Raw genomic sequence first — 19334 nt, 5'->3', positions numbered from 1 at the left:
TCGTCATGTTTCTGCCTGTTCCGGCGCCTTGCGCCAGCCTGTCACAAGTACCAGCAAACCTGCGAGAGCCAATGCGGAGGCGGTCGTAAAGGTCCAGCCCGCGCCCAGCCAATCCCACAGGCAGCCGCTGATCACACTGCCGATAATTCCGCCGGCACCGGCCGAAATGCTGCCATAGAGTGCCTGCCCCTGGGCCTGGTGGATGCCGCCAAACCAGCGGCTGATCGCAGACACCGCCGCAATATGGTTCAGGCCGAACGTAATGCCATGCAGCAACTGCAGGGGGACGATCAGCCAGATCCAGCCGACTGCCCAACCGATCAGCACGAATCGCACGCAAGCGACGATCAGCGCAAAAACCAGCAGACCGCGCAGCGCAAAGCGCGCCATGATCGACGGCGCACGGATGAAAACCAGAATTTCAGCCAGCACGCCAAGCGTCCACAGCAAGCCTACCGTTCCCTTGCTGTAGCCCACGTCGACCAGATGAATCGAATAGAACACGCTCAGCGCGCCATGCGCGGCGGTCATGAACATGCAGGAAGCGAGCAACGCCAGAATCTCGCGCCGGCGAAGCAGCACAAGCAGGCTGCCGGCACCGGCTGCGTGCTGCGCGCGGGGCGCCTCGGGCACCAGCAGTGCACTGAGCGCAACCGCCGCCAGAATGCCGGTGCCTCCATAAATCACCCATTCGATTCCTGCCTGCGCCAGCCACCAGCCCATGGCCAGCACGGCAACAATGAATCCGAAGGATCCCCAGGCTCTCACCACGCCATAGCCATGGCGCCCCGCCAGATGACTGAAGGTCGTCGCTTCGGCCAGAGGACTCTGTGCGGTCCAGAAAAATCCCATGATGGCAATGGCGATCGCTATGCCGGCAAAGCTGTCATCCAGCAGGATGATTGCAAACCCGGCCAGGGAGATCGCGGCCGCCAGCCGCAGGATCGGCATCCTGCGCCCCAGGCGGTCAGCCAGCCAGCCCCACATGTTCGGCGCGATCAGCCGCATCCACTGCATCAGCGCCAGCAAGAGTCCGATGCGGGCCGAAGAGAATCCACGGCTCTGAAGATAGAGCGTGAAATACGGCAGGAAGATGCCGATGAAGGCGTAATAGAAGAAGTAGTAGGCGGAGAGGCTCGCAAAGGGCACGCGCCCTGCCCCGCCCGACAGGCTCTTGTCAGTCACGCGGTGAAGGGATGGTCTGCTTGGCACCCGGCGCAAGGCCGCCAATCTTTGGCAGCGGCGGCGTGATGTCGGCGTTCTGCGCGCGCTGACGCAAGGCGTGATCGATCAGCACCAGCGCCAGCATGGCCTCGGCAATCGGCGTGGCACGGATGCCCACGCAGGGGTCATGGCGGCCGGTGGTCATCATCATCACCGGATTGCCGTCGCGGTCGATCGAGCGACGCTCCTGCGGCAGCGAGGAAGTCGGCTTGATGGCCATCGATACATGAATGTCCTGGCCCGAGGAAATCCCGCCCAGCACGCCGCCGGCATGGTTCGACAGAAAACCTTCCGGCGAGAGTTCGTCGCAATGCTCGGTGCCGCGCTGGGCCACCACGCCGAAGCCGTCGCCGATCTCCACGCCCTTGACGGCGTTGATGCTCATCATGGCGTAGGCGATGTCAGCGTCCAGGCGATCGAACACCGGCTCGCCCCAGCCCGGCGGCACGCCGGTGGCCACCACGTCGATTTTGGCGCCAATCGAATCGCGCTCGCTGCGGATCTGGTCCATCAGCGCTTCGAGCTGCGGCACGATTTCAGCATTCGGCGCGAAGAAGGCGTTGTTGCCGACCTCGTCCCAGCTCTGGAATGGAATTTCGATGCAGCCGAGCTGGCTCATGAAACCACGGATCGCGATGCCGTGCTTTTCACGCAGCCACTTCTTGGCAATCGCGCCAGCGGCCACGCGCACCGCGGTTTCGCGTGCCGAGGATCGGCCGCCGCCACGGTAGTCGCGCACGCCGTACTTGTGCTCGTAAGCGTAGTCCGCATGGCCCGGGCGGAAGGTGTTCATGATCTTGGAGTAGTCGCCGCTGCGCTGATCCTGATTGCGGATCAGCAGCGCGATCGGCGTGCCGGTGGTCTTGCCCTCGAACACGCCGGAGAGGATCTCGACCGTATCCGGCTCCTTGCGCTGGGTCACGTGGCGCGAGGTGCCCGGCTTGCGACGATCCAGCTCGAGCTGGATATCCGCTTCGGTCAGTGCCAGCCCGGGCGGGCAACCGTCCACCACGCAGCCGATGGCCGCGCCGTGCGATTCGCCGAAAGAAGTGACCGTGAAGAGCGTGCCGAAAGTGCTGCCGGACATGAAATGAACCCATCAGACCAGAAAGGGAGCGGATTTTATCATGCGTGCCGCCACGAACCCCGTGGTTTCCGGTCCTCCAAAGTCAACGCCTCGATTCTGAAAATCCACCATCCGGAAATGAAAAACCCCGCTCGCGCGGGGTTTTCTGCTGGCTGCGGTGTCAGGCCTCAGATCGCCTGTTCATTCGTTTCGCCGGTCCGGATACGTACAACCTGTTCAACCGGCGACACGAAGATCTTGCCGTCACCGATCTTGCCCGTGTGCGCGGCCTTGATGATGGCCTCGACGGTCTGATCAACGATGTCATCCGCCACCACGACCTCCACCTTGATCTTGGGGAGGAAATCAACCACATATTCGGCACCGCGATAAAGCTCGGTATGTCCTTTCTGGCGGCCAAAACCCTTGACTTCCGTCACGGTCAGACCGGTGATGCCGACGTCGGAAAGCGCCTCACGCACTTCGTCCAGTTTGAAGGGCTTGATGATGGCTTCGATTTTCTTCACGAATGTTCTCCAGCACGGTTGAGTCGCAAGGAGTATAGCCAACTCGGCCCTGTCGCGTGCCGGGAGGACAGACTCCCGACCCCGATGACTCACAGAATGTCTCAAAGCAGTCTTCCGAAAAGAAGGCGAAAGACCACTCAACTTCATATCCCGGCGACGAATGGCGTAAAAAAAACCGCACTCCGGCGGCAATTTCAGATGCCGGACACAATGCCGGACTAACTTCGATTACGGACAGGTCGCCTGAGAACTTGAGCCCCAACCAGCAGAAAAGCACTTCGCTCATATGAATCAAAGCCTTGCGGCACAAGGATTTCAGCCGGAGTTCGTCCGGAAAGAAAAAAATATCTGCCTGTAAAACCTGATAACCCTGAAGACACGCGAATTGCGGTCGTTAGTTTGCTCATGGCACGGCACTCAACGAGAACCGGCCACCAGTCAGGAAAGAAACGGTATTCGCAGCCGGTTGGCAGCGGGCCCACCGGACTGAAGTGAGAAACGCTAACTCCAAGGAGTATCAAAATGGCAATGACCATCAACACCAACGTGGCTTCCCTGAATGCCCAACGCAACATCGGCGGCACCACGAGCTCTCTGACGACCTCCCTGCAGCGCCTCTCCTCCGGCCTGCGCATCAACTCGGCAAAGGACGATGCCGCCGGCCTCGCGATTTCCGAGCGGATGAACTCCCAACTCAAGGGGCTCTCCGTGGCGTCCCGCAATGCCAACGACGGCATCTCCCTGAGCCAGACGGCTGAAGGCGCCCTCTCCACCATCGGCGACAACCTGCAACGTATCCGCGAACTGTCAGTCCAGTCTGCCAATGCGACGAACTCACAGTCAGACCGCGATGCCCTCCAGGCAGAAGTCGGTCAGCTCGTCGATGAAATCGACCGCGTTGCCAACCAGACCACCTTCAACGGCACCAAGCTCCTCGACGGCAGCTTCACCAGCAAGCTGTTCCAGGTCGGCTCCGACGCCGGCCAGACCATCGGCATCAACAGCATTGTCGACGCCAACGTGGCCGCACTCGGAAAATCGACCTTCGCTGCAGACGTTAGCGGCACGGTCACAACCGGCGCGATTTCGTCGGGCCTCACCATCAACGGGGTTTCCATCGACTCGAACATCAACACCGGTGTCGCAGCCGACAATGCAACCGCACTGGCCAACGCCATCAACGCAAAGATGGATCAGACGGGTGTCTATGCTTCCGTGAGCGGAGCAGCGATCACCCTGAGCTCGGTCAAGGACGGCACCGACCTCGTGGTCAGCGGCACGGTCGATAGCGACAGCGGCCTGACCTCGGGTACGACTGCGGCAAGCGGCAGCGCTGCTACCTACGTCGGCAACCTCGACATCTCTACTTTCGTCGGAGCTCAGCGCGCACTGGAAACTGTCGATAACGCCCTGACATCGATCAACAGCGCCCGTGCCGACATGGGCGCAGTGCAAAACCGCTTCACCTCCACGATTGCCAACCTGGCCACGTCCTCGGAAAACCTGTCAGCCGCGAAGGGACGGATCACCGACGCGGACTTCGCGTCGGAAACCGCAAACCTGAGCCGTGCGCAGATCCTTCAGCAAGCAGGCACAGCGATGCTGGCGCAAGCCAACAGCTTGCCGCAACAGGTTCTCAGCCTCCTGCGCTGAGCCAGATCAGACCTGCGGCATCCAGAGCCCGCCATCGAAAGATGGCGGGCTTTTTCTCGTCTTTTCAGCAGAAAGCACTTGCCGGGCCAGCGTAGGATCGACCGGAATGAACTCCCGTTCCGGACCGTCCATGCATCGAGCACTCTGCATCGCAGGCAAAAACCTTATCGCGACAAACGTCCTGCAACGGGTTCGCGAGGAGTTCCCGCATATTGATCTTTGCGTGGTGCCGAACAGAACCGACACTGGAGAGGATGGCTGGCAGCCTTCGTTGATCCGCACGGCAAGGCTGATGAACGTCCCCATCATCGGACTGCCAGAAGCGGAAGGCCGGTCCGATCTGACCTTTCTCTCCCTGGAATATGACAGGATCGTTCGCCCGGAGCGGTTCAGCAGTCAAAAACTCTTCAACCTGCATTTCTCGAAACTTCCGCGCTACCGTGGCGTCCTGACATCAGCGCTGCCGATCCTGCACGGAGCCAGAAGCACAGGCGTAACCCTCCACCTGATCGATCATGGAATCGATACCGGCGACATCATTGACGCGGCGTCCGTGCGTATCCAGTCAGACTGGAACTGCAGGCAGCTTTATGACGCGCTCATGAAAGAAGGTACTGAACTCGCCATGAAATGGATGGGAATGCTCCTTGATGAAGCGGCAAACATCTCCGCTCGCAGACAGGCCGGACGCCAGGCCACCTATTTTTCGCGCAACGCGATTGACTACTCGAACATGCAGATCAACTGCCGTCAGACCGCCTTTCAGGCGTACCGGCAGGTCAAGGCGCTAGCCTTCCGGGCGTACCAGCTTCCGTTGCTGGGAGAGATCAGGATCGCGAACGCCACTGTATCCACCCGGCGAAGCACTTCAGCCCCCGGAACGATCATCACCCGGGACAGGCACGCGAGTACGGTAGCCACTCTCGACCATGATCTCGTCTTGTGGCACGACCAGCTTGACGCAATGCTCGCTGCTTGCCGCGACGGAGATCTTGCCACGGCCAAAGGTCTGATCCGGAACATCACGCATATTGACGATGAAGATGAGGAAGGGACGACACCTTTGCTGGCTTCTCTTCAACAGCCGGACGCCGGACTCGCACGCTATTTCGTTTCAAAAGGTGCTGATCCGGATCGCCTCACACGCAACCGAATTCCCGTCAGAAGCCTTTCAGAGGCCCGGGGAATAAAACTTTAAGGAGCAGTTCCATGTCACTGCAGGACGTCAGGATCTTCGATCTGCCCCGCATCCTCGACCCCAGGGGAAACCTCACCTTCATCGAAGGCAACAAGCACATCCCCTTCGACATCAAGCGGGTGTATTACCTCTATGACGTGCCGGGTGGCGCCCATCGCGGCGGACACGGTCACAAGAATCTTCACCAGTTCATGATCGCAATGTCAGGCAGTTTCGACATTCTTCTTGACGACGGCCGAACGAAATTCAAGTACCACCTGAACCGCTCGTATTACGGACTCTACATTCCTCCCATGATGTGGCGAGAGATCGACAATTTTTCTTCCGGCTCCGTTTGCATGGTCCTGGCATCGGACTTCTACGACGAAGCCGACTACTACCGCGATTACGAGAGTTTCCAGGCAGACGCCAGCGCCAGAGGCCGGTGATGAAGGTTCCATTCCTCGACCTCGCCGCTATTCATCGCCCCTGCCATGACTCGTTCCGGGCAGCATTCGAGTCCTTCCTGGAAAACGGACACTACATTCTCGGTGAGGAGCTCGCAGGCTTTGAGCGGGAGTTCGCCCGGTACTGCAATTGCGCTGAGGCCTGCGGCGTTGCGAATGGTCTGGACGCACTCCGCCTCTCTCTGCTGGCGCTCGATGTGGGCCCCGGCGACGAAGTTATCGTTCCTGCCCACACTTTCATCGCGACCTGGCTCGCCGTATCGTCGGTGGGTGCTGACCTCGTACCCGCCGACATCGATCCCAAAACCGGCAGCATTGCTCCTGACCGGATCGCGGAGGTATTGAGCCCGAGAACACGCGCCATCATCCCGGTGCATCTGTATGGTCTGATGGCCAACATGCCGCGGATCGCGCAGCTCTCGGCAGGACGCGACATCGCCATCATCGAAGATGCCGCGCAAGCGCACGGAGCCAGGCTGTTTGGTCAGCGCGCAGGGAGCTTCGGCGCGACGGGATGTTTCAGTTTCTACCCGGGTAAAAACCTGGGCGCACTCGGAGACGGCGGGGCAGTCACCTGCCAAGATGAAAAGATCGCCAAACGTATCCAGCGTCTCCGGAACTATGGTTCAAGCCAGAAGTACGTCCACGAAGAAATCGGAATCAACTCCCGACTCGACGAGCTGCAGGCGGCATTTCTGCGCATCAAGCTGAAAGATCTGGATGTCATGAACGCCCTGCGCGTCCGTCAGGCAGCGTACTACCACGAAGCGCTGAATGGGCTGGGCGATCTGCGGCTTCTCACGCCATCGAATGATCAGGAGCCTGTCTGGCACCTCTATGTCATACGCACGTCTGCTCGCGATGCCTTGCAGCACTGGCTTCGCAATCGGGAAATCGACACCCTGATCCATTACCCGAATCCACCCCATCTCCAGGCAGCCTACGCGCAATGGCGAAACCGGCATTATCCGGAGGCCGAAACCTTCTCAAGAACCTGCCTGAGCCTGCCGCTGGGCCCCCATCTGAGCGAAGCCATGCAGCAACATGTCATTGACAGCATCCGCGATTTTTTTGCCAACCATTCAGCGAGCGGCCAACCAACATGAGCGAACCGCTGGTTACCTACGTCATACCCTCCTACAACTACGCCCGGTATCTTCCGGAAACGATCGGCTCGGTACTCGAGCAGGATTGGGAAAATCTTGAAATCATCGTCGTCGACGACGCCTCGACGGATGACAGCCGGGCGGTAATCGAAGCCCTCGCAGCTCAGCACGCCTCCATCAAACCCGTATTCGTCGAGAAAAACGCCGGGCAGGCCAACAGCCAGAGATTGGCCATTGACATGGCAAGCGGAGAGTACATCGCCATCCTTGGCGCGGACGATGCCTGCTATCCGTACCGCACGAAGGAGTCTGTCCGCTTCCTGCAGGAGAATCCGTCGATTGCTGCCGTGTTCTCGCGAGTAGACGTGATGGACTCTGAAAGCAGGCTCACGCCCCAGATCCCTGTCCCGTTCAATACCTACAACGGTCAGAACCTGTCGCTGGATCTGTTGAACGGTAACTTTCTCTGCGCGCCAAGCGTGATGATGCGAAGCGCGATTGCCAAACAGCACTCGGTCAATGCAGCGCTCCGCTCAACCGAAGACCTCGACCTGTGGCTGCGCATCACCGACGAGCACCCGGTCGCGCTGAGCAACGCTAAGTGGGTCAGATACCGCATCCACGGCGAAAACCTGAGCATCCAGAATCGGGAAAAACTCGCCGCTGCAGCGGTCTACGAAACGATCGCCATTCTGGTCGCGGCTGTCACGCGCAGAAGCCAATCCTCGGCCCTGTCAATGCTCTTCGGCAAAGCCCCGCCGGCTCGCATCAAACACCTGCTGGCGCAACACTGCATCGCGCTGGACAAGCACTATGCCAGTCGCCCCTTTCTCGGCACGAGCAAAGCCTTCGAGCTGATGCTTGACGCGGTGAGGCTTGAGCCGGACAACCCCGGTTTCCGCGACACTCTTAATCTCATCCTTCACCTGATCGGCGACAGTGAGCGGGCCTGCAGCAGCGGCCGGCTGAGTTTCCGGGAATGGTCACAGCAGACAAACTCCTTTTCGAATGTACCCGAGAGCCTGAAAACCGAGGCATTACGATGCTCGATCGGAGTCTTGCAGCGCGGTCTCTCGCAGCTCTATGCAGGCCTTCGCAAAGACATCGGATTTCTCGACTGGTTGCAGAAACACGCAGCAGCCGAAGACATGCTGCATGCACCGATCGCCACGCAAGTGTCCACCGAGAGCGCGCGGATCACCTTCCTTGTTGATGCACGCGCAGAAGCCTCTGCTGTCGCAATGACACGCACCTTGGACGGCCTGCTCGCACAAATGCCGCCAGACAATGTCGTCATCATCGAAGCACAGCATGCAACACCAACACCTGCCCACGCTGTTCGCCACATCACGTCAGCTGCGCTCGGAACCATACTTCGTGACTACAGCACTGAAAAGCACTGGCTGGTAGTGATGTTACCCGGCGACCAGATTGCGGCACATGCAGCGAACAAACTGCAGGCTGCGATCTGTTCGCAGCCCGATCAGGCGCTCATCTATACCGACGAAACCCAGCTGGACGAACAGAACACTCCGGAGCTCCCCCGCTTCAAATCCGATTTTGATATCGACCATTTACGCTCGCGCCCCTACATTGGCCGCTTCCTGGTTCTCAACAGCCATGCCCTGAGCGAACTGAACGGACTCGCAGAACTGGATGAAACGGTCTGGTATCAGGATCTCGCGTTCCGGATCTTTGAACGCTTCGGCCCGAAGGCAATCAGCCACCTGCCTGAGCTGATTTTTCACGGAACCCATACTCCCGCGGACGATTCCTCAAAACTTCAGGAAGTACTGCGGGCGCATCTGGCGCGCTGCGGCATAGAAGCCTCGCTTGAACAAGGCTTGCTGCCCGACAGCCTCCGGGTCTGCTATGCACATCCCGATCGCCCCCTCGTCTCGATCATCATTCCGACCAGAAACCAGCAGGCCATGCTGGCACGCTGCATCGAGACGCTGACTTCGAAAACCGCTTATGACAACTACGAACTCCTGATTGTCGATAACCAGAGCGATGAGCCGGAGGCGGTTGCCTATATCAAGGGCATCGAGGATCTCGCGCTCCCGCAGTTGCGCGTGCTCCACTATGACAAGCCCTTCAACTATTCCGCGGTCAATAACCTTGCCGCACGGGAAGCACGAGGGGATTACCTCGTGCTGCTCAACAATGACACAGCCATACTCGAAGCAGGCTGGCTCGATGCCTTGCTCAACCATGCACAACGACCTGAGGTGGGGATTGTCGGCGCAAAGCTGCTGTTTCCCGACGGTCGCATCCAGCATGGCGGCGTGATCCTGGGCCTGCGCGGCCCGGCGGACCACCCTTTCATTGGCGAGCCGATGAACGCGACCGGTTACGGTGGCCGCCTGATGCTCGACCAGCAGTACTCCGCCGTCACGGCAGCCTGTCTGATGATCCGGAAGCGGATCTATGAAGAGGTGGGCGGGCTGGACGAACAGGCCTTTGCGGTCTCCTACAACGACATCGATCTCTGCCTGAAGGTCAGAACGGCAGGTTACTCCGTCGTCTGGACGCCTTATGCGCGGCTCATGCATGTCGCCAACGTCAGCCAGAAGGCAGAAGATCCGGCAAAGCTGGAAGCCAAGCAGGCTCGCTTCGCCGCGGAACAGCATGAGATGTATCGGCGCTGGATGCCGTGGATCAAGGCAGACCCCGCCTACAACCCGAACTTCCGGCTCAAGGGCACGGGATTCGAGCTGGAATCCAACCCGGTTTTCCGGCCGTCGCTGCCGGGCCGCAAGAAGCTCCTCGCCCACTGCGGTGATCTGTGGGGTTCCGGCCTCTACCGGATGATCGCGCCGGCAACCGTGCTGGGTGAAGAAGCTCTCGTTTCAGGCGGCTGCTATTCGGAGTATTTCCTGCCGGCCGAAGTCGCACGCATCGAGCCGGACACCATCGTGCTCCAGCGCCAGACCTCCGACATGCAACTCAAGCACGCCGCGGATTACCGCTCCTACTGCAACGCGCGGCTGATCTTCGAAGTCGACGACTACCTGCCCAACCTCCCGACTTCGAACGTCCACAAGAAACTGCTGCCGCCTGACCTCGTCAAGCGTCTGCGCAAGGCCATGAGCATCTGTGATCGCATGGTTGTCTCTACCCAGGCGCTGCGTGAAGCCATGCAGCCGTTTCATGACGACATCGTGGTCCTGCCCAACTACCTTCCTCACCGTCTGTGGGGAGGGATTCCCGATCGCAAGCCGGCGGACCCGACCCGCAGACCACGCGTGGGCTGGGCAGGCGGCTCCAGCCACACCGGCGACCTGCGACTCATCGCGGACGTGGTGAAAGCCCTGGCAGACCGTGTTGACTGGGTATTCTTCGGCATGAAGCCGGAAGGCGTGGATGCCTGCATCGCGGAGTTCCATCCGGGCGTGCATCTGAGCCAGTATCCGGCCGCGCTGGCTGCGCTGGACCTCGATCTGGCGATCGCGCCGCTGGAGGAGAACATCTTCAATGAATGCAAGAGCAATCTGCGCCTGCTGGAGTATGGCATTTGCGGATACCCGGTGATTGCGACCGACCTCGAGCCCTACCGCTGCGGCTTTCCGGTCACGCTGGTTCGCAATCGCTTCCGGGACTGGATTGCAGCCATCGAGGGCAAGCTCGCCGACCGGGAAGCCCTCTTCGCAGAAGGCAGAGCCTTGCAGGCTTTCGTCCGGGCAGGCTGGATGCTCGAAGGCGAAAACCTGCTGCGCTGGCGCGACGGCTGGCTCCTGGGGCCTGATAGCTAGACCTTTTCAGCACATGCCAAGTGCATACATCAGTTCGGGCCGGCACCTCCATCGAGGGCCGGCCCGAAGCATTTTCAGACGCCCTGCCGCCAACCGGCAGCGACGCCAGCCTGCCGGCAAGTATTGCCGGCGCGCACGGCGATGCGTCCGGATAGAGAACGGCAAATTCCGCCGAGAACAGTTCACCGCCACACCCACCAAGACTCGCAAAACCTCCCGAAACCCACACCAGATGGTCATTTCGCAAAACTGGCACAGGCCATGCATTGAAGCAGTCAAGTCGCTCCGCCCAAAGCGGGATCGATTTCCGGCGATGCCAGGCTGACTGAGCTCGACTCCGGACTCAATGCAAAACTTTTTGTGGAGAACGAATCATGGCCATGACCATCAACACCAATGTGGCGTCGCTGAACTCGCAACGAAATCTGAATGCTTCCCAGGGGTCGCTGGCCACTTCGCTGCAGCGTCTTTCGTCCGGCCTGCGCATCAACAGCGCCAAGGACGACGCTGCCGGTCTCGCGATCTCGGAACGTATGACAACCCAGATCCGCGGTCTGACACAGGCCGCGCGCAACGCCAACGACGGGATTTCGCTGGCCCAGACCGCAGAAGGTGCGATGGTTGAAATCGGCAACAACCTGCAGCGCATCCGCGAGCTGTCGGTGCAGTCCGCAAACGCCACGAATTCGCAGTCCGACCGCAATGCTCTGAATGCGGAAGTCCAGCAGCTCGTGCAGGAAATCGACCGCGTCGCCAACCAGACCACATTCAACGGCACCAAGCTGCTCGACGGCAGCTTCACCGGTGCGCTGTTCCAGGTCGGAGCGGACTCCGGACAGACCATCGGCATCGACGCCGTGGTCGACTCGAACGTGAACATGCTCGGCAAGAGCTTCTTCGCAGCAGACGTCTCCGGCTCGGCCGCCTCCTCGCTGACCGGCGCCGCCACATCCGGCACGCTGACCGGCCTCACCATCGACGTGACGGGCTCGGCAGGCACGGTGAGCAATATTGCGCTGAGCGACATCAATTATCCGGCTGGTGCCACGGCCTCGGAAATGGGCCAGCTCGTCGCCCAGGGCATCAACGCCAAGCTCGACACCACGGGGGTCTACGCCACCGCGGATGCCAATGGCATCGTCACGCTGCAATCTGTCAAGGAAGGCATCACCTTTGGCGTGACGGCGGGTGGCTCAAGCACGCTCGCGCAGTACGGGCTCTCCGGGATCACGACCAGCGCACCCAGCGCGACCGCGCTTCATGTGGAAGACCTGGATATCTCGACCTTCCTCGGCAGCGAGCGTGCGCTGGAAATCGTCGACAAGGCGCTGACCTCGGTGAACTCCTCGCGAGCCGACATGGGCGCCATCCAGAACCGTTTCACCTCCACGATCACGAACCTGCAGACCTCTTCGGAAAACCTCTCCGCGTCGCGCGGCCGGATCCAGGATGCAGACTTCGCGGCAGAAACCGCCAACCTGAGCCGCTCGCAGATCCTGCAGCAAGCCGGTACGGCGATGCTGGCCCAGGCCAACGCGCTGCCGCAGCAGGTTCTCAAGTTGCTGCAAGGCTAAGTCAGCCGGCCTTGCAACACGGAACAGGGGCTTCGGCCCCTGTTCCTCTTTGCACGGCGGTGACTGCGCAGGCAGCTGGCACATGACGCCGCTCCTGCTTCGTCGCACAATACCGGGCTCGATCGACTCCCGTGCCCACCCGGACCATGACCCGTCTTCTCCCACGCTCGGCAGATGCCGCCATTGCCCGCCGTCTCAACGAAGCCGGCCTGCATCCGCTGATCGCGCGTCTCTACGCCGCCCGCGGCATCCGCTCCGGCGCCGAGCTGGTGACAGAGCTCGGTGCGCTGCTGCCGCCCGACGGGCTCAAGGGCATCGCGGACGCCGCTCGCCTGCTGGCAGACGGGATCGAGGCGGGGGTACGCATGGTGATCGTGGCCGACTATGACTGTGACGGCGCTACGGCCTGTGCCGTCGGCATCCGCGCGCTTCGCATGCTGGGCGCCACCGACCTGCATTATTTTGTGCCCGACCGGGTCGTCCATGGTTACGGCCTTTCGCCCAGCGTTGTGGCTGAAGTCGCGCGCCTTGAGGCGGACATCCTGATCACGGTGGATAACGGCATCGCAAGCGTCGAAGGCGTCGCCGCTGCCCGCGCCCTGGGCATGACCGTCGTCGTCACCGATCACCATCTGCCGGGAGAAACCCTGCCGGACGCGGATGTAATCGTAAATCCCAACCAGCCCGGCTGCACCTTCGCCAGCAAGCACCTGGCCGGCGTCGGCGTGATGTTCTACGTTGCACTGGCTTTGCGCGCCGAGCTGCGAGCTCGCGGCGTGTTTGACGAGGCCCGCCCGGCGCCGAATCTCGCAAGCCTGCTCGACCTGGTTGCACTCGGCACGGTCGCCGACGTGGTGCGTCTTGACCCGAACAACCGCCTGCTGGTGCGCCAGGGGCTGGTCAGGATGCGTGCCGAACGCATGTGCGCCGGACTGCGTGCGCTGTTTGCCGTGGCAGGGCGCCAGCCCGGCCGGGCCAGCACCTTCGACATGGGGTTCGCGCTGGGGCCACGCCTCAACGCCGCAGGCCGGCTCTCAGACATGAGCCTGGGCATCGAATGCCTGCTGACCGATGATTACGCACGGGCCTTCAACATTGCGCAGCAGCTCCAGGCGCTCAACGTCGAACGTCGCGAGATCGAGGCGGAAATGCGTGATGCCGCGCTGGCAACACTCGACGCTACGCGCATCGATGAAGGCCCGGCCATCGCACTCTTCGAACCCGAATGGCATCAGGGCGTGATCGGCATCGTGGCTGGCCGCATCAAGGAGCGGGCGCATCGCCCGACCTTCGCGTTCGCTCGCGCCAGCGATCATGAGGGCGACGGGGAGCTGAAGGGCTCGGGCCGCAGCATTCCGGCACTTCATCTGCGCGACGCGCTGGACCTGATCACCAAGCGCCACCCCGATCTGATCATGCGCTTCGGCGGTCACGCCATGGCAGCGGGCGTCACGATCCTGGAGCGGGATTTCCCGCGCTTCCGCACGGTCTTTGCCGACACCGTCGCCGAACTGGTGAGTCCTGCCGAACTTCAGCACACCCTCGAAACCGACGGCGCCCTCGAAACGGGCTACATGAGCCTCGAGACGGCGCGCATGCTGGACGAAGAAATCTGGGGCCAGGGCTTCGCGGCCCCCGTCTTCGAGGATGTCTTCGAAGTCCGGCGTCAGCGCCTGATGAAGGACCGCCATCTCAAGCTCGAACTGGCCAAGCCCGGAGCGAGCTTCGAAGCGGTGCGTTTCAACTGCACCGACCCGGTTCCGCAACGCATCCGTGCCGCCTACCGGCTCTCGGTCAACGAGTATCAGGGCGTTGCCAGCCTGCAGCTGATGCTGGAGCATTTCGAAGCGGCCTGACACGCCCGGGCAGGTTTCAACCAGACCGGTGCGCTACACTCGGGCCACACCCTACGCCCCGATCACACCTACGCCTCACCATGTCCGCAGAAGACTTCTCGCTTGACCACGCCCTGATCCGTCGTCGCTTTTCGGCGGCGGCCCAGTCGGTCAGCAAGCATGATTTCGTCGCCCGGGAAATCTCGTCACGAATGGCCGAGCGCCTCGACTACATCCGGCTCGCGCCCGGCCTCATCCTTGATCTGGGCAGCGGCCATGGCCCGGACCAGGCAATGCTCGCCGAGCGCTACCCGGACGCAAGGCGTCTGGCGCTCGACAACGCCTTGCCCCTGCTGCAACTGGCCCGCCCGCAGAGATCCTTCCTGCAGCGGGTGCTGCGTCGTGACGAAGGTCCGGCGCTGATCTGCGGAGATGCCGCACAGCTCCCGCTTGCGCGCGACAGCGTGCATCTGGTCTGGAGCAACCTGCTGCTCAACTGGCTGAGCGATCCGGCCGATGCCCTGAGGGAAGCGCATCGCGTGCTGGCCGTCGATGGCCTGCTGATGTTCTCCACCCTCGGCCCGGACACCTTGCGCGAGCTGCGCGACGCCCTGCCGGGGCCCCTCGGCGCACGGGTGCATCGCTTCATCGACATGCACGACATCGGGGACTGCCTGGTCAAGGCCGGTTTTTCCGACCCGGTCATGGACATGCAGACCCTCACGCTGACCTATCCGGATGCCCGCAGCCTGTTTGCCGAGTTGCGGGCCAGCGCCAGCAGCTCGGCGTCCCGCACACGCCCACGTGGCCTCACGGGCCGGCGCGCCTGGGCGGATGCGTGCGCGAGACTCGACGCACTGCGCCAGGCGGGACGGATCCCGGCCACGCTGGAAGTCGTCTTCGGACATGCCTGGAAGCCCGAACCCAAAACCATCGACGACGGCCGAGCGATCATCCGCTTCCGCTCACGCGAGAGCTGAAGCCGGCCGCAGCCTGCCAGTACAATCAGGGCTTCGCTGCGCACCCCCTCTTCCGATGAAACCCGTCTGGCTGTTCGACCTCGACAACACCCTGCATGACGCGGGACGACACATCTTTCCGCACATCAACAACGCCATGACGGCCTACATGGCGGAACGACTCTCATTGAGCATCGAGGACGCTCACGCCTTGCGTGGCCACTACTGGACGCGATACGGCGCCACGCTGCACGGCATGGTCAGGCACCACAAGGTCCGGCCTGGAGACTTCCTCGAGGCCACGCACCGATTCACGGATCTGGCCAGCATGCTGGTTTTCGACAAGGCGCTGCTGCGCCACCTGCGCAAACTTCCCGGACGCAAATACATTTTCTCGAACGCGCCACGCAGTTATGTCGATGCCATTCTCCGGCTATCAGGGCTGGATCGCGTCATGGACGGAAGCTTCGCCGTCGAAGATCTCCGCTACCAGCCCAAACCCGCCGTCGTCGGTTATCAGTGCGTACTCCGCCATCTGCGTGTACGCGCGTCCGACTGCATCATGGTTGAGGACACCGCTAAGAACCTGCTTCCCGCCAAGCGGCTGGGCATGCGCACGGTCTGGATCACCCCGGGCAGTCAGCCTCGCCCCGTCTGGGTGGATGCTCAGCTACGCAGTGCGCGTGCGCTCAAGGCGCCTCCCGCAAGCGCCTCAGGTCGGCGCTGAAGCCTTCGAAACGTCCCGGGCCATCAGTCGCGCCCTGCCATAGCCCTCACCGGCCGGCTGATGCTCGTCCTGGAATCCGAGGCGCGACCAGAAACCCTCGGCCTGTTCCAGCGCCACGATGCGGATGCGCTCATGCGCACGAAGACGCGCAGCGGCCTCCACTGCGCCGAAAAGCGCGCGTCCGCAAGCCAGGCCTTGCGCCTCGATGGATACGCACAAATCGTGGAGAAAAACATGGTCTGGCTCGTCACACGCGGCCAGGCGCTCATGAAGCCGGGGAGCAGGACCTCGCCAGGGATGCGCCAGCACATAGGCCAGAGTCCGGCCTTGGTGCTCCGCAACAAAGCAGAACGCCGGTGCGGCCTCCAGCCGGCTCTGGAGCGCCACCTGCGGCTCATGGCAGGCCACGGGATAGCGGCTGCACTGGATCCTGTGCACCGATGCGAGATCCGAGTTCCGCATCGGCCGGATGCGGAGCTCAGGCGTCACGCTTGAGGAGGCGTGCCGCCTCGAGCGCGTAATAGGTCAGGATGCCGTCCGCCCCTGCACGCTTGAAGGCCAGCAGGGATTCCATGAAAACCGCTTCCTCGGCCAGCCAGCCGTTGGCGGCAGCAGCCTTGAGCATCGCGTACTCGCCGCTGACCTGATAAACGAAAGTCGGCACCTCAAGCTCGTGCTTCACCCTGCGGACAATGTCGAGGTACGGCATGCCGGGCTTGACCATGAACATGTCGGCACCTTCGGCTATGTCTTGCCGCACCTCGCGAAGCGCCTCGTCGGTGTTGGCCGGATCCATCTGATAGCTGTACTTGTTGCCCTTGCCGAGATTGCCTGATGAGCCCACGGCATCGCGGAACGGACCATAGAAGGCCGACGCATATTTGGCGGAATACGCCAGAATCCGCGTGTGGATCAGGCCTTCCGCCTCAAGTGCCGCCCGGATCCGCCCTACCCGACCGTCCATCATGTCTGAGGGCGCCACCACATCCGCACCGGCACGAGCGTGACACAAGGCCTGTTTCTCGAGTGCCGCCAGGGTCTCGTCGTTCAGCACATAGCCGGACGCGTCAGTCAGACCATCCTGACCATGGGAGGTATACGGATCCAGCGCCACATCGGTAATCACGCCCAGCGCAGGAAAACGCGCCTTGAGTGCCCGCACGGTACGTGGAACCAGCCCGTCCGGATTCCATGCTTCTTCCGCGCCGTCCGTCTTGCCGGACTCGATGACTGGAAACAGCGCCAGCGCCGGAACACCCAGTTCAACAGCCTCGGCGGCCAGCTCCAGCAGCAAATCGATCGATACCCTGGAAACGCCCGGCATGGACGCCACCACTTCACGGCGCTGATCTCCCTCGAGTACGAACACGGGATAGATCAGATCATCGGTCGAGAGCCTGGACTCACGCATCAGCCGACGGGAAAACTCGTCACGCCGCATGCGGCGCGGGCGGCAGGCCGGAAATGAAGACTGGGTCATGATTGGATCGTCCTGTTCAAGCGCCTCCCTCAAGATATCAGTCACGGACAAATCGCCCTTCCGGCGCGCCTCACGAAACTGAACTCAAGGGAAGCCATCAATTTACAGAAATTTACAATTGAGATCTGAACCTTTGCCGGCAGTTGCCGTTCTTAGAGCCAGGTAGCGCAAGCTATCTCCCGCTTCACCTCCCTGAGCGGGAACCTGGATGAACTCCCCCGGGTCATGCAGGTCATTTCGCCCCGGTGTGCATACACGCACCGGGGTTTGTTTTTCAGGAGGGCTCCGCTTCTTCCGCTGCTCCCTGCGCACCCAGCCCCAACCAGCTCCCTACGATCTTCTCGACGTCGTCGACGCCCGTTTTCTTCAGGCTTGAAAACAGCTGGACGGTAATGTTCGGCCCCCAGGCCGCGAGCTCTTTTCGCACGCGCGCAAGCGTCTGCGCAGCAGGCCCGCGGGTCAGCTTGTCGGACTTCGTCAGCAGCACGTGCACCGGGCGGCCCGTTGGCGCAAACCAGCCCAGCATCTGCTGATCAAGCGGCGTGAGGGGGTGACGGGAATCCATGATGAGGATCAGGCCAATCAGGCTGTCACGCTGGGTCAGGTAGTTTTCCAGCAGCTTGACCCATTGCTTGCGGATCGCCTCCGGTACTTTTGCGTAGCCATAGCCGGGCAGATCAACCAGGGCAGCGCCGTTGTTCATCCGGAAAATATTGATCAGCTGGGTACGGCCGGGCGTCTTGCTGACAAATGCCAACCGGGTATGCCCGACGAGTGTGTTGATCGCACTGGATTTGCCTGCATTCGAGCGCCCGGCAAAGGCGATTTCAGCCCCCATTGAAGGCGGAAGATCCTGCGGACGGGCAATGGAAATTTCGAAGCGTGCTGCGTGAAAAAGAGACATGGGAAAACCATAAGGTGTGAGGAACACACAAGCGCAGAAACCCTGAGGTCGAAACGGTCTGTGTCGGTATAGAATATCAGGATTCAAGAACGCCACGCCCCGAGAGGTGACGATGATCGCGCGCATTTCCGTCCTGACACTTGCCCTGACTGCCAGCAGCGTTTTCGCTCAGGCAGGCGCTCCCCAACCCGATTCGGCACGTGCGAAACAGATCGCGGAAACCGTCTGCGCCGCCTGCCACGGAGCCGATGGCAACTCGGCTGCGCCGACCTTCCCCAAGATCGCCGGTCAGCATGAGCAATACCTGCTCAAGCAACTCCACAATTTCAAGGCCGCCGAAGGCAAGCCGGCTGAGCGTGTCAATGCCTCGATGGCGCCGATGGTCGCAACCCTCACGGATGCTGACATGAAAGGACTGGCCAAGTATTTTTCGCAGCAGAAACTCAAGCCGGAGTTCGCCAAGAACATGGCATCAATGGAAGCGGGTCGGAAACTCTGGCGCTCGGGTAACGCAGCAACGGGCGTTCCGGCCTGTGCGGGCTGCCATGGCCCCTCGGGCCGGGGAATGCCGGCGCAATATCCGCAAGTCTCCGGCCAGTATGCCGACTACATCGAAGCTCAGCTGAAAGCATTCCGGAGCGGCGAGCGCGCCAATGACCCCAACAGCATGATGCGCGGATTCGCATCACGTCTGACCGATGCGGAAATCAAGGCGGTTTCCGACTACGCTGCAGGCCTGCGCTGACGTCCAGACCTGCCTGAAATCAGGCAGTGCAAGAAGCTCCATGCCGCCCAGCCTTGGCTGCGCGGCATTTTTAATGCTCACGGGCGGGTCTTTGCAGCACGAATAAAAACAAAATGCCGCTCAATGAGCGGCATT

General features: G+C 61.5%; 16 protein-coding genes. 10 read left to right on the top strand and 6 right to left on the bottom strand.

Going from position 1 to position 19334, the window contains the following annotated elements:
* Positions 1–3: 3 nt before the first annotated feature.
* From ABDB87_RS10260 to ABDB87_RS10250, 3 genes are all read right to left on the bottom strand, one after another.
* A complete protein-coding gene (locus ABDB87_RS10260; RefSeq protein WP_345926621.1) occupies positions 4–1185 on the bottom strand; it encodes an MFS transporter in 1182 nt (393 codons plus the stop codon).
* Positions 1178–2311, bottom strand: a complete 1134-nt coding sequence (gene aroC, locus ABDB87_RS10255; RefSeq protein WP_345926619.1) for a chorismate synthase — start codon at positions 2309–2311, stop codon at positions 1178–1180. The genes ABDB87_RS10260 and aroC overlap by 8 nt, the downstream gene beginning before the upstream one ends.
* A gap of 167 nt (positions 2312–2478) precedes the next feature.
* A complete protein-coding gene (locus tag ABDB87_RS10250; protein ID WP_345926617.1) occupies positions 2479–2817 on the bottom strand; it encodes a P-II family nitrogen regulator in 339 nt (112 codons plus the stop codon).
* 522 nt (positions 2818–3339) lie between these two features.
* On the opposite strand from ABDB87_RS10250, the gene ABDB87_RS10245 reads away from it, so the two are divergent.
* The 9 genes from ABDB87_RS10245 (at position 3340) to ABDB87_RS10205 (ending at position 16070) form a co-directional block, all read left to right on the top strand.
* Positions 3340–4470, top strand: a complete 1131-nt coding sequence (locus ABDB87_RS10245) for a flagellin (protein ID WP_345926615.1) — start codon at positions 3340–3342, stop codon at positions 4468–4470.
* A gap of 106 nt (positions 4471–4576) precedes the next feature.
* On the top strand, positions 4577–5668 hold the full coding sequence (locus tag ABDB87_RS10240; RefSeq protein WP_345926613.1) for a formyltransferase family protein: 1092 nt from the start codon (positions 4577–4579) through the stop codon (positions 5666–5668).
* A gap of 11 nt (positions 5669–5679) precedes the next feature.
* A complete protein-coding gene (locus ABDB87_RS10235; protein ID WP_345926611.1) occupies positions 5680–6096 on the top strand; it encodes a sugar 3,4-ketoisomerase in 417 nt (138 codons plus the stop codon).
* Entirely contained in the window at positions 6096–7220 is a 1125-nt protein-coding gene (locus tag ABDB87_RS10230) for a DegT/DnrJ/EryC1/StrS family aminotransferase (protein WP_345926609.1), read from the top strand. Before ABDB87_RS10235 ends, ABDB87_RS10230 begins: the two co-directional genes overlap by 1 nt.
* The gene (locus ABDB87_RS10225; protein ID WP_345926607.1) at positions 7217–10975 is read left to right on the top strand and encodes a glycosyltransferase; all 3759 of its coding nucleotides are present in this window, start codon (positions 7217–7219) and stop codon (positions 10973–10975) included. The genes ABDB87_RS10230 and ABDB87_RS10225 overlap by 4 nt, the downstream gene beginning before the upstream one ends.
* Positions 10976–11349: 374 nt before the next feature.
* Positions 11350–12549, top strand: coding sequence for a flagellin (locus ABDB87_RS10220; protein WP_345926604.1), 1200 nt, complete (start codon positions 11350–11352; stop codon positions 12547–12549).
* A 146-nt stretch (positions 12550–12695) separates the two neighbouring features.
* Complete coding sequence (gene recJ / locus ABDB87_RS10215) at positions 12696–14405, top strand: single-stranded-DNA-specific exonuclease RecJ (RefSeq protein ID WP_345926602.1); 1710 nt, start codon at positions 12696–12698, stop codon at positions 14403–14405.
* Positions 14406–14485: 80 nt separating this feature from the next.
* Positions 14486–15364: a methyltransferase domain-containing protein gene (locus ABDB87_RS10210; protein WP_345926600.1), complete on the top strand. Its 879-nt coding sequence runs from the start codon at positions 14486–14488 to the stop codon at positions 15362–15364.
* A 55-nt stretch (positions 15365–15419) separates the two neighbouring features.
* Entirely contained in the window at positions 15420–16070 is a 651-nt protein-coding gene (locus tag ABDB87_RS10205; RefSeq protein ID WP_345926598.1) for a pyrimidine 5'-nucleotidase, read from the top strand.
* Here the strand turns inward: ABDB87_RS10205 and ABDB87_RS10200 are convergent.
* The 3 genes from ABDB87_RS10200 to yihA form a co-directional block, all read right to left on the bottom strand.
* The gene (locus ABDB87_RS10200) at positions 16056–16532 is read right to left on the bottom strand and encodes a GNAT family N-acetyltransferase (RefSeq protein WP_345926596.1); all 477 of its coding nucleotides are present in this window, start codon (positions 16530–16532) and stop codon (positions 16056–16058) included. The genes ABDB87_RS10205 and ABDB87_RS10200 overlap by 15 nt on opposite strands.
* Positions 16533–16548: 16 nt before the next feature.
* Positions 16549–17550 carry a porphobilinogen synthase gene (gene hemB, locus ABDB87_RS10195; RefSeq protein WP_345926594.1) on the bottom strand — a complete coding sequence of 334 codons (1002 nt, stop codon included), beginning with the start codon at positions 17548–17550 and terminating at the stop codon, positions 16549–16551.
* 274 nt (positions 17551–17824) lie between these two features.
* A complete protein-coding gene (yihA, locus tag ABDB87_RS10190; protein WP_345927289.1) occupies positions 17825–18454 on the bottom strand; it encodes a ribosome biogenesis GTP-binding protein YihA/YsxC in 630 nt (209 codons plus the stop codon).
* 112 nt (positions 18455–18566) lie between these two features.
* Here yihA and ABDB87_RS10185 point away from each other — a divergent pair, with 112 nt between their 5' ends.
* Positions 18567–19199 carry a c-type cytochrome gene (locus ABDB87_RS10185; RefSeq protein ID WP_345926593.1) on the top strand — a complete coding sequence of 211 codons (633 nt, stop codon included), beginning with the start codon at positions 18567–18569 and terminating at the stop codon, positions 19197–19199.
* Positions 19200–19334 lie beyond the last annotated feature (135 nt).

The sequence above is a fragment of the Uliginosibacterium paludis genome, from assembly GCF_039631355.1.
Classification (GTDB): Bacteria; Pseudomonadota; Gammaproteobacteria; order Burkholderiales; family Rhodocyclaceae; genus Uliginosibacterium; species Uliginosibacterium paludis.
This window is presented reverse-complemented; position numbering and strand designations above follow the sequence as displayed.